This is a genomic window from Edaphocola flava, assembly GCF_004118155.1.
Classification (GTDB): domain Bacteria; phylum Bacteroidota; class Bacteroidia; order Chitinophagales; family Chitinophagaceae; genus Edaphocola; species Edaphocola flava.
The window spans coordinates 281,954-296,508 of record NZ_SAIQ01000002.1; the positions used below are offsets into that span (position 1 = coordinate 281,954).

Below are 14,555 nucleotides of genomic sequence, written 5' to 3' on the forward strand. Positions count from 1 at the left end.
AACTGGCTGGTAATAATATGACTGAGAATAGTAATGTGTGTTTTGTTGTGGGTTTTAAGAGCTGTGTGTACACCCTTTTTTTTCTATTGTCGCCATGCTTTCTTTGGGCACAGGCAGAAGCTTTAAAGCAGGAAGCCGAGGCACCTGAACAATGGTATCAGCCCAATGTTGATACGGCAATGATCAATTTATATGATCGTACTTTCGGGTTGACGCTTTTTCTGCAGCAGAAAAATATCCGGCAGAATTATAAATCATTGTCCGGTAAACCACATTTATCCTATGAGCCTAACCGCGGTACAGACCTGGGATTGGGCTTTATATATCGCTACCTCGCGCTGAGTGCCACTTACGGTGTCATCGGAAATGTACCTAAAGATGCCATCAAGACGAAAAACTTCGATCTCCAGTCTCAGCTCCTGTTCAGAAGAGCAGTCTCCTTTCTGTATGCACAATACTATAAAGGGTTTTTCACCGATCAGCAACCAATAGCGGCGCCTGCCGGAGTATATGCGCGTCCGGATATGAGCCATATTTTCCTGGGCACCTCAACTTATTATGGTTTTAAGAAAGACTTTGCCTTTAACGGGAATATCTCGCCGGTACAATGGCAGCGCCAGTCCGGAGGTACACCATTTGTCAGCCTGGATGCTTATTTCGCTTTAAGCCGGGGAGATAGTGCGATGATACCAAAAGCTGTTGCAGCAGATTATTATAATGCCGGAATGCAGCACCAGCGCACCTGGAGCGTGGGTATTGGTGCCGGTTATGCGCATACTTTTGTGCTCGGGAAACACTTCTTCCTGACCGGTATTGCCGGGGTTAAAGTGCCGGTCAATTTTAGCCGGCAAACGTATGAGGATGGAAGTGTGCAGCAGGAGCGGAGCTCCAGTCTTACTTATGCACTTTGGGGCAGGGCAGGATACAATGCTGAGCGATGGAATATTGCACTGACGGCTACAAACAACCGGAATCCGCTGGGCGGAGATTTTTTTGCACCGGCATTTGCGGCGAATGTCGGATATTTGCGGCTGGGATATACTCAGCGGTTTACCATCGGTAAGAAGACCCGAAAGAAACTAAAACCTGTGGACAATCTGCTGGATATCCCGTATAAATTACTGGAACAAATTATACCTTAAGTGTTAGCCTCATTCTATACAACAGACCTGATCGAAGCCGGATGCGATGAAGCCGGCAGAGGGTGTATTGCCGGTCCGGTTGTGGCAGCGGCCGTTATCCTTCCAAAAGATTTTGAGCACCCTCTGCTGAATGACAGCAAGCAGCTCACCGAGAGGGATCGCTTTACACTAAAACCGATCATAGAAGCAGCCGCACTGGCTTATGCCGTAACGTTTATCGATAATCATGAGATCGATCAGATCAATATTCTTAAAGCCTCTTTTAAAGCCATGCACGGAAGTGTGGACAAGCTTGCTATGCGGCCGGAACTTTTACTGATCGATGGCAACCGCTTCCCGGCTTACGTAGGCATACCACATGTCTGTATCGTAAAGGGAGATGGCAAGTATGCCAGCATTGCAGCAGCCAGTATACTGGCTAAAACATACCGCGATGAATATATGGATCAGTTATCTGATCAGCACCCGGAGTATGACTGGAAAACCAATAAAGGGTATCCTACACCGTCACATAAACGGGTAACCATTAAGATGGGGTTTACCCCGTATCATAGAATAACCTTCAAATTGAATCCTCCAAAAGAAAAAAGCACTTCCGTATAAGAAGTGCTTTTTTTTGTAAAACTATTTTCTTTAAATGAATTCGGCCAGTGCCTTATATAAGTCCTGTATTCCTTCACTGGCGGGCTTTTCGATAGCCTGCACATAAGGAGAGAATTTCATAGCGGGCAACTTTTTATCCAGTACAAATATCGGTTTGCCGTAAGGAACCAGATCTACCAGTCCGGCTGCAGGATATACCAGTAATGAAGTGCCGATTACGACAAATATATCTGCCTGCTGAACGATGGGCATGACCTCATATATTTTAGGAACGGCCTCTCCGAACCATACAATATGTGGCCTGAGCTGATGTCCGTCTGGAGCCAGATCTCCCAGCTGAATTTCGGTGCGGATATCATAAATAGTATCCTCATCGCCCACACTGCGCATTTTAAAGATCTCCCCGTGCAGGTGATGCACATTGGTAGAACCGGCGCGTTCATGCAGATCATCAATATTCTGTGTAATGATCGTTACCTCAAAATCCTTTTCCAGTGCGGCCAGTCCTATATGTCCTGCATTGGGTTGCGCCGCTGCACAGGCCTTCCTGCGAAAATTATAGAAGTTAAGGACCAGTTGCGGATCCCGGGCAAAAGCTTCGGGAGTGGCTACATCCTCAACCCGGTGATCTTCCCAGAGGCCGTCACCATCGCGGAAGGTCTTAAGACCGCTTTCTGCGCTGATACCGGCTCCTGAGAGGATTACTAGTTTTGGTTTATTCATTTGATTAGTGTGCATTTTTAATATCCATCTGGCGTTGCAGTACTTTCTTCACCAGTTTCTTTCTTCTGCGTCCACCAACACGGGTCATCAGTTTATCGATTACATAGTATACACAAGGTACCACGATCAGGGTCAGCAGCAGGGAGCTGGTCAGACCACCGATAATTACCCATGCCATACCATTCTTCACTTCGGCACCACTACCACTCGCCAGGGCGATAGGTAACATACCGGTGATCATCGCGATGGTTGTCATCATGATCGGACGGAAACGTTCTTTACCCGCATCGACCAGGGCTTCTACAAGACCGGCACCTTCAGCCTTACGCTGATTGGTAAAGTCGACCAGGAGGATACCATTCTTGGCCACAAGCCCCATCAGCATGATAAGACCGATCATCGCAAAGATCGTCATCTCATTCATTGTCAATGCCAGTGCCAGGAAGGCTCCGATCATCGCCAGCGGAAGGGCAAATAATACTACGAACGGATAGATCGCATTTTCATATAAGGCCACCATGATCAGGTATACCAGCAGGATACCGATACCCAGCGCTGCTAATAAGCTGGTGAAGGAATCGGCCTGGTTGGCCAGGTTACCGATATACTCCCATGATACGCCGTCGCTGAATTTAAGTTTCTCAAATTTCTTGCTCAGTTCTTGTCCTACAGTACCTACAGAACGACCGTTTACCGCTGCATTGATGGTGATAGAAGACAAACGGTTACTACGTTGTAATACCGATTCTCCCATTACTTCATTGATCGATGCAAACTGGTCCAGGGTGAATGATAATCCCTGCGCATTAACGAAGCTCAGTTTACGTACATTGTCGATATTGTTACGGTCCGATGCATCGTTCTGCACCATGATGTCATACTCATTACCGGCATAGGTAAATTTCGCATTATCATTACCACGGAAGGCATTGGAAACGGCACTGGCTACTTCACTAGGATTAATGCCATAGATCGCCATTTTCTGTCTGTCCAGGCTGATCTCGATCTGGGGTTTCGGATTCTTGGTACTGAACTCTACATATTTGGTACCCGGCGTTTCTTCGATGAGTTTCTTCATCTCCAGTGCCGTTTTCTGTACTGTTGCACGATTAGGCCCTTTAACCAGTACCTGCACATCACTCTGTGCCGCATTACCCATGATATCCACCTCACTCACCGTTACTTTCGCGCCAGGAATAGTGCTTATGGTATCGAACATTTTCTTGGCAAATTCGCTGGTAGAGATCGTACGCTTTTTCTTGTCGATCAGTTTTACGTTGATCTCAGAAAGGTTACTGTTACTGGATGTAGCCATACCATTGCTGGAATAACCCACATTACTGAACAGGTCAATTACTTCCGGCTGGCTCAGCAGTATTTTTTCAGCCTGCTGTGTGCTCATGCTTGTCTGGTACAGAGAGGCCTGCGGCTCCAGTTCCAGCTTGATCACCATTTCCCCTTTATCACCCTTACTGATGAATGATGCACCGATAAATCCGGCACCCATCAGGGAGAATGCACCTACCAGCAGCAGGATAGTGAAGATAAATACATAGCGTTTCTTTTTCAGACACCATTGCAGGAAATCGGTATATGCATCACGGATTTTCGTGATCTGGTTTTCAAACCAGATGTTGAATTTACCCCATGCAGTACGTTTGTCCAGGTGCACGATTTTCGCAAAACGGGAAGCCAGTAATGGTGTTAAGGTGAAACATACCATCAGACTCATCAGGGTAGAACATACAACCACCAATGCGAATTCACGCAGGATGTTACCGATCATACCGGAGGTCAGCGCCATAGGTAAGAACACCACGACATCCACCAGGGTAATGGCCATCGCAGTAAAGCCGATCTCGGAACGACCGTCGATTGTAGCCTGACGCTTGTTTTTACCCATTTCCATATGGCGCATGATGTTCTCCAGGATTACGATAGAGTCATCCACAAGGATACCTACTACCAGGGAGAGGGCCATCAGCGTCATCAGGTTCAGTGACATACCGAATACATACATAAAGATGAATGTAGGGATCATAGAAGCCGGAAGGGCAATGAGTACGAACAGGGAGCTACGGATACTGTGTAAGAACAGCAGCATTACTACAGATACGATGATAATCGCCAGTACCAGGTCAAACATTACGGCATTGGCAGATTCCAATGTGTATGTACTCTGGTCAGATGAAATGTTGAATTTTAATTTATTGGCAGAATATGTTTTTTCCAGTTCTGCAATTTTAACCCGTATCAGTTTACTTACCTCTACCGCATTGGCATCGGTTTGTTTCATTACCTGGATACCAATAGAAGGTATACCATTGATGCGGTTGATCGCAGTTGCATCCTGCTGACCATCCATAACATCGGCAACATCTTTCAGGCGCACATCACCACCGTCTGGGCTGCGCAGGATCACCATGTTTTTCAGCTGCTCAATATCATTAAATTTCGCATCAAATTTGATAGAGAACTGGTTGCTGTTGGTTTCTACCTTACCGGCAGGTGTAGACAGGGAAGCCAGGTTTACAATCTGAGCCAGCTGTGCAATGGTCATGTTATAAGCATTCAGCTTATCTACATTCGCATTAATGTTGATCTGACGCTCGTTACCACCCACCAGGTTGATCTGACCCACACCAGGAATATTACCTAACTGTGGTTTGATCTGCTGGTCTACGATATCGTACAGGGTACGGTCATCAGTATTGGCCGATACACCCATACGGATTACCGGTACGTCATCAGAGGAGAATTTGTTTACAATAGAGCGATCCACATTATCCGGCAGGGTAGCTGCAATCTGGTCTACTTTTCTCTGGGCATCATTCTGTGCTTTGTTTACATCAGCATCAGCATTCAGCTCAATAGTGATCAGAGAAGCACCTTCCTGGCTGGATGAGCTGATACGCTTGATTCCTTCCAGAGAGGATACCGCATCCTCCAGGTGTTTGGTTACCGAAGTTTCGATCTCGTCTGCAGATGCACCGCGGTAAGTAGTCACGATGGATACTACGTTTGCGTCAAACTTAGGAAGCAGGTTGTAATTAAGACTTTTATATGATATGGCTCCAAATAAGACCAGCACCACGAACACCACGGTGATCAGCAAGGGCCGGTTAATGGAGAGTTCCGTTAATTTTTTCATTGACTATTTTTTATACACTGTTTATAATAGGTTAGCCTCTTGAGCGCGATGCGCTCCCTTCTGTGTCTATTTTACGGCTTTTACCAATGAACCGTTCTTGATATTGATCTGTCCGCTTACGATTACCTGTGCACCCTCTTCCAGTCCGCTCATCACCTCAACCTGGTTACCGATCTCTCTTCCGATTAATACATCTTTCAGTACCGCTTTGTTATTTTCAATTACGTATACTTTAGGTGTTTTCAGACCCTGAGTCAGTGCTGTTCTCGGGATCAGCATCATATAACCACTGCCTTTCTTGTTGAAGTTTACGCTTACAGTAGTTCCGGATTTTAAAGGATAGCTGCGGTTGTTTTGCAACAGGATCTCAACAGGGTAGTTATGCGTAGCATCGCCCTGGTTGCTGATGAAGGTAATGGTACCGCTGAAGGTCTGGCCACTGTATATATCCGTAGTGATGGTTACTTTATCACCGATTTTCAAACCATAAGCATCATTTTCGCTCACCATTACATTTACTTTCAGCTGAGAGATGTCAACGATATGGCCTAATGGAGTACCCGGACTTACATATTCACCTGGTTCTTTCAGTTTGCTTACTACTTGTCCGCTGATTGGTGCTTTGATAGAATTGTCCGCAATCTGCTTGTTCAGTAATTCGATCTGAGTAGTTGCATTATCTCTTTGGTATTTAGCATCCTGGTAGTTTACTTCAGTAGCCGCTTCGCCTTCCAGCAGGTTTTTGTAGCGGGTAAAGTCTTTGTCTGCTTTAGCTTTGGTCAGTTCAGCCTGTCTCAGGTTGATCGTTTGCTGACGGCTGTCTACCTGTGCAACAGTACCACCCTGGCTTACATAGCTACCCAGGTTGAAGTTTACAGAAACCAGTTTACCGCCAGATACCGCCATGATGTCCGCTTCGCGGTTAGGGATCAGGTTACCAGTTTTGGTCAGTGCATCAGTTACCATTTCTTTTGCTACAGTGGCTACTGTAACCGGAATAGCTACTTCAGATTTTACCTCAGGCTTATTCTTGTCGTCTATTTTCTTTTTATTCGAAGAAAGTTTCCAGCCGATCGCAACAGCTACTACGATCAGGATGAGTACAGGAAGGATGATTCTCTTATTCATAACTAAATGATGATTTGTTTTGTTTGTTTTAAGTATTGATTATAGTTGCTCAAAATATTCGTCTAAGGTTCCGTTCGCCTTCTTCAGTTCTATCTCGGCCAGGTAAAAATCCAGCAGCGACTGTATATAGTTGTTCTGTGCCTGCTGGTAAGAGTTTTCCGCATTCAGCAGATCGGTCAGTGTAGCGATACCTTCTTTATGTTGGGTCGAAACATTGGCATATACTTCGTTAGCCAGGTCCATATTAGCCTTATTGGTAGCGATGGTGCTTTGTGCACGGTTATAAGCCAGACCTGCATTCTGGTACGTTAGCGTTTGTTGCTCTTCGCTCAGTTTCAGGTTTTCTTCTGCATTTTTGTAGTCGATATCCGCCATTTTGTATTGGGCATCTCTTCTGAAACCGGTAAACAGGCTCCAGTTGAATTTCAACCCTACCACAGCAAAGTCATATAATGAACTGTATGCAGCACCAACGTTGTTGCCGAATCCGTTAGCCCCGTAGCGTGCATAAAAAGCAAGGGTAGGGTAGCGGCCATCGCGGATATTTTTACGGTTGATGTCCAGCAGGCTCAGTTGCGTCTGATTCAGCCGGTAATCAATCGTTTTCTTGTAATCAAATCCAGGAGCGCCACCGGCCAGTACGGTTTTCGGATTCAGCCATTTGGCCGTATCGCTCAGCAGCAGTTCTTCTGTCATTGCCTTACCCAGGTGAAACTTCAGCGTGTTCAGTGCCAGTTCATAAGAGTTGCGGGTTACAGAGATCTGTGATTCCGTATTGTTCAGGTTTACCTGTACCTGTTTTACATCAATCTTTTTTGATACCCCTTCCTTCGCTCTTAATTGTGCGATCGCCAGGGTTTTCTCCATGCGTTCTTTATTATCCTCCAGCAGATCCAGTTGCTTTTGGGTAATGATGATTTTATAATATGCAGTAGCAATATTATAGATCACGCCCTGGCGGTTCAGCTCTTCGTTCAGCGCAGCCATTGCAATATTGGGCTTACGTGCTTTCAGACCGGTAATCGCAGCCTGGTTGAAGATCGGTTGGTCCAGCTGTACACTATGAGTAGAGTTGTACTGGGTACCGAAGCTTACCTTCTGGGCCGGAGTACCCGGGCCAAATGTTCCGGCAGGAATAACAGTTACCGGAAGTTTCAGGTTATCGTCCAGTCCCGCATTAACATTTACCTGTGGCAGGTAAGTAGAGAGTGCTTCTCTGGCCTTTTGTTCTGCCTGCAGGCGGTTATTATTATAGATCGTAATGCTGCGGTTATGTTTCAGTCCGTATGCAATGCTCTCTTTCAGTGTAAAGGATTCTTGCGCATATGCGCCGGCTCCGGAGGCAAGTGTAGCTGCCAGGAGTAAGGTTTTGAAAGTTAGCTTCATCTTATTGGGTATAATTATGAATGTTTGATAGGTTGACAATGATGATCGTACTGTAAATCGGGTAGGCCGGCAATCATATTATCGGCCAGGGTTTTGAGGGAGCTTGTCAGCTGGTCCAGATCTGTAGTCGCTATTTCACGCAGCGTATGATCTACTTTATTGATCACTTCATTGATCAGGTGTACCGCATGTTCTCCTTCTTTGGTAAGGCTTACCTGGTTGGCACGCTTATCTACAGGATTGGGTTTGATGGTTACCAGGCCGTTTTTTTCCAGGTTACTGATGGTCCTCTTTACAGAAGCCTTATCTCTGCACAGGGTATTGGCTACCTCTTGCTGAGAAAGATTCTCATGAAGATAGATCGCCATAAATACCGGCAACTGATCTACCTGGATGGGTATCTGGGACTCGGAAATAAACTTGCTGGTCATCCTGTGAGAGGCTACCAATATTTTCCTGAGCTGCCCGAAGAACGAGTTCTCGAGGCCTTCCAGGAAATTTTTCTTAATACTATTCACGCTTGCAAAAATTTTCGCAAAGGTAAATTTGGTTGATATGTCAACCAAATTTATTTTATCCCTGAATAGGAAATGTTTTGTGTAAGGAATTGATTTTCAATGTAAAATTGAACATTCGACACTTTTTGAGTAAGTGTTTATAACAAAATATTATGATTTTGCCTTAAGGACGGACCAAAAGCTTTTCACATACCACTTTGCTGAATGTCTCCGGTGCATTACTGCCCACGGTCAGCTGCATACTGCCATCATAAGGTTCTATATGGTGCACGGTAATGAAATCGCCAAGTTTGATCTGCTTCGTATTCAGAAATTTAAGAAAATCGTCAGAAGAATGGGTTACAGCGCTTAATACTACCTTATCGCCTTCCTTGCACTCGCTCAGGTTTACATAAGACAGCCACTCGATCTCCCCGCTTTTATTAGGTATGGGAGAACCGTGCGGGTCCGCTTTCGGAAAGCCGAGCATAGCGTCCATCCGGTCAAAAAAAAGTGGTGCGTGCAGGTGTTCAATCTGTTCTGCTATTTCGTGTACCTCTTCCCACCCGAAGCCCATTTTATCAACCAGGAACATTTCCGTAAGGCGATGCTTGCGTATGATTAACGCAGCCTGTTTTTTCCCTTCTTTGGTCAGTTTTATGGGTTTGTAACTTTCGTATTCTACCAGTTTTTTCTCAAACAGCTTTTTCATCATACTGTTTACCGTGGGCATTTTAATATTCAGGTGCTTACTCAGGTCATTGACATTAACAGCACCCGATTCTCCGGCAATCAGGTATAAAGCTTTGAGATAATTTTCTTCGGCTAAAGAATACATGGCACAAAGATATAGATAATGGTACTAATTGTCACACAGTTGTGCAGCTTTTCGGTAAATAGCCCGGTTAATGCGGCCAGATCAATTATATTTGTGTATGCAATACGCATAAGTCTTGTATATGAAACAAAATATTAAAGTAGCCGTAGATGCCATCGTGTTTGGATACAGCAACAACCAGCTTATGGTATTGCTGATCCGGCGCAAGTATGGCGAGCAGAAAGGGCAATGGGCACTGCCCGGTGGCTTTGTTAAAGACGATGAGGGGCTGGATACAGCCGTGGTGCGCGAGTTGCAGGAAGAGGCAGGTATATCGGTCAGCTTCCTGGAGCAGTTATATACCTTTGGTGACCAGGTAGACCGTGATCCCCGTTTCCGGGTCATCTCTGTTGCTTATTTTGCCCTGGTCAACCCTTCCAGGCTGGTGCTGAAAGCGGATACTGATGCCGATGATGCACAATGGTTTCCGGTACAGGAATTGCCTGTACTGGCATTTGATCATGCAGACATCATCCGCATGGCAGTGGCCCGACTGCAGTCTAAATTAAAATACCAGCCCATAGGCTTTGACCTGCTGCCGGAACAATTCTTATTTTCTGATCTGGAACAATTGTATGCAACCATACTGAATCAGGACATAGACCGGCGCAACTTTCGTAAAAAAATACTGAGCCTGGGTGTAGTTGAGGAAACGACGCAGAAGGTACAGCAGCAAAGCGGCCGTCCGGCCATGCTTTTTCGCTTCAATAAACGTAAATACCAGAAGCTTCAGAAAGAAGGAATCTCCTTTGAAATTAAATTTGCGTAAAAATTACGCTAAATAATTTGGCAGTTCACTAAAAAGGTTTTTATATTTGTGTAGAAATTACGCAAACTAATGCATATGATACTTAATCTCGATAGTACATTCAGACCGGTAGCAGGACCGGAAATAGCAGCAGAGCGCAAAATATTCTCCGGCGGAGAGCCACATATCAGGATTATTACTGAAGTGCCCGCCGGTACTGCCGTAACGATCACACACCGGCTCAACTCTTTCGAAGCACTGGGCATGCTCTGCCTGGCTGTAGATGCCTTACAACGTATGGATGTGGTGATCAGCAAACTGATTATCCCTTACTTTCCTGCGGCCCGCCAGGACAGGGTTATGGTTCCGGGAGAGTCACTGTCGGTAAAGGTGTACGCCGATATCATTAACCGTATGTGTATACAGAAAGTAGTAGTCTTCGACCCGCATTCTGAAGTGACACCTGCTCTGCTGGACAGGGTGGTAGCCGTACCCAATCATGCTTTCGTAGCCAAGGTACTGGAACACATCACTGCACCGGTGCAGCTGGTAGCCCCTGATGGTGGTGCACTGAAAAAGATCTATAAACTCTCTGAATACCTTGGTGGCATTAATGTAGTAGAGTGCAGCAAGCGGAGAGATGTGAAAACGGGTAAGCTGAGTGGCTTTGAAGTGTTCGCAGAAGAGGATCTGAAGGGTAAAGACTTCCTGGTGGTAGATGATATCTGCGATGGTGGCGGCACCTTTCTGGGACTGGCGCAGCAACTGCGCAAGCATCAAGTAGGTCGTCTGTTCCTGGCGGTATCTCATGGCATTTTCAGTCATGGGGTGGAGGAACTGGCACAGTATTATGAAAAGATCTTTACGACCGACTCCTTCCGGGACATTAGCCATGAAAAAGTAGTGCAGATTGCCTTAAAAGATATTTTATGAGCAGAACATTAGTCATCGGTGATATACATGGAGGGCTCAGGGGCCTGGAGCAGGTTATGGATAGGGCAGCGGTAACAACCAGCGATACACTTATCTTCCTGGGCGATTATGTAGATGGCTGGAGCGAATCGGCACAGGTCATCCGCTTCCTGATGGCGGCTGGCAAACTGCAGCATTGCATCTTTATCAAAGGCAACCATGATGTAAAATGTGAACAATGGCTGCGTGGCGAGGTGGATATGAGCATATGGGCCAAGAACGGCGGACTATCTACCATAAAGAGTTATGAGCAGGTGAGTGATGCAGAAAAGCGGGAGCACCTGGAGTTCTTTGAACGGATGAAGCCCTATTATATAGATCAGGATAATCGCCTGTTTGTCCATGCCGGATTCACGGCCCAGTATGGTGTAGACCATGAGGCACATCAGTCTGCTTTTAATACCGATCGTACGCTGTGGGAGATGGTTGTGGTTATGGACCGCAGGGTAGAGCAGCACTCCGCCTTATATCCTAAGCGGCTGAAGCTGTACCACGAAATATATATCGGCCATACCCCTACACTGAACTATGGCCAGCGTGTACCTATGCAAGCGATCAATGTATGGAATGTCGATACCGGATCTGCATTTGACGGCAGCCTGAGCCTGATAGATGCCGATACCAAAGACTTCTGGCAGAGCGATCCTTTGCCCCAATTATACCCCGATGAGCGGGGCCGTAATGCCAAACCTTTTAACGAACAATAATTCTTCAAGCATAAAATTATTCTATATGAATCCTTTACTGATGACAGATGGGTATAAGGTGGATCACCGCAGACAATATCCTGAAGGTACTACGCTGGTATATTCTAACTGGACACCCCGCAAAAGCCGTATCGAAGGGGTAGAAGAGGTGATCTTCTTCGGGCTGCAGTATTTTATCAAGAAGTATATACTTGAAGATTTTGAAAGAGATTTCTTTAGTCAGCCAAAAGATAAAGTGGTGGCACAGTACAGCCGCAGGATCAATAATTATCTCGGCCCCAACAGTGTAGGTACCGAGCATATAGCCGCACTGCATGATCTGGGTTATATACCTATGGTCATCAAAGCACTGCCAGAAGGTGCTGCGGTGCCAATCCGGGTACCGATGTTTACCATGTACAACACACTGCCTGAGTTTTTCTGGCTCACCAATTACTTTGAGACATTAGTCTCCTCAGTAGTCTGGATGCCCTGTACCTCGGCTACTATAGCCCGCGCCTACCGCCGCATCCTGGATCGCTATGCCGCAGAGACCTCTGTAGCACCCGGTTTTGTGGACTGGCAGGGACATGACTTCTCTATGCGGGGTATGGCGGGCATAGAAGCAGCAGTACTTTCCGGCAGTGGACACCTGCTCAGCTTTTCCGGTACCGATACCATACCGGCTATAGACTTTCTGGAGCAGTATTATGGTGCCAATTCAGATCAGGAACTGATCGGGGGCTCTGTAGCGGCTACAGAACACTCTGTAATGTGTATGGGTACAACAGAGGGAGAGCTGCATACATTTAAGCGACTCATTACGGAAATATACCCTTCCGGCATCGTATCTATCGTGTCCGATACCTGGGACCTGTGGAAAGTATTGCTGGACTATCTGCCACAATTAAAACAGGTAATCCTGGACCGCGAAGGCAAGGTCGTGATTCGTCCCGATAGCGGAGATCCGGTCGATATTCTCTGCGGTAAGGCCGATGCTACTGAAGTTCATGTACGCAAAGGGGTGATAGAGCTGCTTTGGGACACCTTTGGCGGTGTGGTGAATGAGAAAGGATATAAAGAACTGGTGCCGCAGATAGGGGCCATATATGGCGATAGCATTACCCTGGAACGTGCGGTACAGATCTGTGAGCGGCTGAAGGCCAAGGGCTTTGCCTCTACCAATGTGGTATTAGGTATAGGCTCCTTTACCTACCAGTATAATACCCGCGATACCTTTGGCTTTGCGATGAAAGCTACCTATGGTGAAGTAAATGGTGAGGGCCGGGCTATATACAAAGATCCGGTTACGGATGATGGTACCAAAAAATCGGCCAAAGGCCTGATGAAGATTGTACGTACAGATGGCCGATACCAGTTGCAGGACGAAGTCAGCTGGGCAGAAGAAAAGACCGGCGAACTGAAAGAAGTATTTCGTGATGGTAAGCTGCTGATCGATGATACTTTAAGTGCTATAAGAGCCAGAGTGCGGGCTGCAGAGCAGGTATTGCAGGATTAATTAGTGTATTGTGGACACACGCGGGGCGCGTGCGTCATCAAAAGTATAATAAAAATGAATTGCCTGTTCTTAGTGTTCCTCGGGAGCACTAAGAACAGGCAATTTTGTCCCGCTAGCGCACGCGCCCTCGCGTGTGCCTGTTATATCCCCATCAACTTTACAAATCCTTTACCGCCACAATAATCGATAGCGCTGCTATACTTCCAGTGATGTGCTTCTGTTACATGACCTGCTGCAACAGGATTCTGATGCAGGTAATGCATCTTTTGTTCAAAAACAGCTGCACTAAATAACTCGACTGGCTTATTATGGTGTTGCCATAACATCCGATTGCTAACATTGCTTGTATTGGCAGCAGCATGCTTCATCATCCATAAGAGCCATTCTCTGCGGCTTTCACCCGGATGCTCAATAATGGTCTGTTGTAGTGATTTTGATGTGTAGGATTTAAAACGACCAAGTAACTGATCTGGTTGGCCGTTTTGGTCCCGGAAGATAAGGTGTATATGACTGGGCATAATACACCAGCCGAAAATCTCCATACCTTTCGATGTGTAAAAATTAAGATTGTTGACAATACATTGGTTATAATCTTCTCTTGTAAACAGATCGATCCAGTAAACGATCGCAAAACTGACGAAGTACATGCCATCGCCATTATGAAACTTATACTTTCGGCTCATAGATATTGGTTTAGAGTCTAAAAATAACATATTGCAATTGTTGGCCATGTACCGGATTAGTTAATGAATATTAAAGACACACGCGGGGCGCGTGCGCCAGCAAAGGATTTCTCGGCTCCGCTACGCTCCACTCGGAAGGACGGGAACACCCACTCAATTCATTTAAGGCACCAGCCAGGGTTTTGGCCACCACTCGTCATATCGACCGAAGCGTTAGCGTAGTGGAGATATCTCCTGATCGATTGAAGAATAGAGGAGATTTCTCGGCTCCGCTGCGCTGTGCTCGAAAAGACGGGAACACTCAATTTATTGAAGGCACGCGCCGGGATCGCGCGCCAGCCAGGGTTTTACCTTTCTACATAATTTAATGCCAATGTTTTGCGTTAGTGCAATGAAACAGCAGGAGCAGTATATGCTTTGTATTACTGCTACCGTATGTA

Annotated in this window: 13 protein-coding genes; 6 read left to right on the forward strand and 7 right to left on the reverse strand. The window is 46.1% G+C overall.

The features are described 5' to 3' along the window. The first annotated feature begins 17 nt into the window (after positions 1–17). Together EMP01_RS07520 and EMP01_RS07525 are read left to right on the forward strand one after the other, a co-directional pair. Entirely contained in the window at positions 18–1,142 is a 1,125-nt protein-coding gene (locus EMP01_RS07520) for a DUF4421 family protein (protein ID WP_129020893.1), read from the forward strand. Continuing rightward, positions 1,143–1,745, forward strand: a complete 603-nt coding sequence (locus EMP01_RS07525; RefSeq protein WP_129020894.1) for a ribonuclease HII — start codon at positions 1,143–1,145, stop codon at positions 1,743–1,745. A 30-nt stretch (positions 1,746–1,775) separates the two neighbouring features. On the opposite strand, the gene EMP01_RS07530 is transcribed toward EMP01_RS07525, so the two are convergent. From EMP01_RS07530 to EMP01_RS07555, 6 genes are all read right to left on the reverse strand, one after another. Next, positions 1,776–2,468, reverse strand: a complete 693-nt coding sequence (locus tag EMP01_RS07530; protein ID WP_129020895.1) for an SIR2 family NAD-dependent protein deacylase — start codon at positions 2,466–2,468, stop codon at positions 1,776–1,778. Between the two features lie 4 nt (positions 2,469–2,472). Continuing rightward, positions 2,473–5,619, reverse strand: a complete 3,147-nt coding sequence (locus tag EMP01_RS07535; RefSeq protein WP_129020896.1) for an efflux RND transporter permease subunit — start codon at positions 5,617–5,619, stop codon at positions 2,473–2,475. A 66-nt stretch (positions 5,620–5,685) separates the two neighbouring features. After that, entirely contained in the window at positions 5,686–6,747 is a 1,062-nt protein-coding gene (locus EMP01_RS07540; RefSeq protein WP_129020897.1) for an efflux RND transporter periplasmic adaptor subunit, read from the reverse strand. 39 nt (positions 6,748–6,786) lie between these two features. Further along, entirely contained in the window at positions 6,787–8,133 is a 1,347-nt protein-coding gene (locus tag EMP01_RS07545) for a TolC family protein (RefSeq protein ID WP_129020898.1), read from the reverse strand. 14 nt (positions 8,134–8,147) lie between these two features. Beyond that, positions 8,148–8,651, reverse strand: a complete 504-nt coding sequence (locus EMP01_RS07550; RefSeq protein ID WP_129020899.1) for a MarR family winged helix-turn-helix transcriptional regulator — start codon at positions 8,649–8,651, stop codon at positions 8,148–8,150. A gap of 163 nt (positions 8,652–8,814) precedes the next feature. Beyond that, a complete protein-coding gene (locus EMP01_RS07555; RefSeq protein WP_129020900.1) occupies positions 8,815–9,468 on the reverse strand; it encodes a metal-dependent transcriptional regulator in 654 nt (217 codons plus the stop codon). Positions 9,469–9,589: 121 nt separating this feature from the next. Between EMP01_RS07555 and EMP01_RS07560 the strand changes: the two genes are divergently transcribed. From EMP01_RS07560 to EMP01_RS07575, 4 genes are all read left to right on the forward strand, one after another. Continuing rightward, positions 9,590–10,276 (forward strand): NUDIX hydrolase, encoded by a 687-nt coding sequence (locus tag EMP01_RS07560; RefSeq protein WP_129020901.1) that lies wholly within the window; start codon positions 9,590–9,592, stop codon positions 10,274–10,276. 75 nt (positions 10,277–10,351) lie between these two features. Beyond that, the gene (prs, locus tag EMP01_RS07565; protein ID WP_129020902.1) at positions 10,352–11,188 is read left to right on the forward strand and encodes a ribose-phosphate diphosphokinase; all 837 of its coding nucleotides are present in this window, start codon (positions 10,352–10,354) and stop codon (positions 11,186–11,188) included. Continuing rightward, positions 11,185–11,934 carry a metallophosphoesterase gene (locus tag EMP01_RS07570; RefSeq protein ID WP_129020903.1) on the forward strand — a complete coding sequence of 250 codons (750 nt, stop codon included), beginning with the start codon at positions 11,185–11,187 and terminating at the stop codon, positions 11,932–11,934. The genes prs and EMP01_RS07570 overlap by 4 nt, the downstream gene beginning before the upstream one ends. Positions 11,935–11,959: 25 nt before the next feature. Then, a complete protein-coding gene (locus EMP01_RS07575; RefSeq protein WP_129020904.1) occupies positions 11,960–13,432 on the forward strand; it encodes a nicotinate phosphoribosyltransferase in 1,473 nt (490 codons plus the stop codon). A gap of 140 nt (positions 13,433–13,572) precedes the next feature. Here EMP01_RS07575 and EMP01_RS07580 read toward each other — a convergent pair whose 3' ends face one another. After that, a complete protein-coding gene (locus EMP01_RS07580; protein WP_129020905.1) occupies positions 13,573–14,115 on the reverse strand; it encodes an REP-associated tyrosine transposase in 543 nt (180 codons plus the stop codon). Between the last annotated feature and the right edge of the window lie 440 nt (positions 14,116–14,555).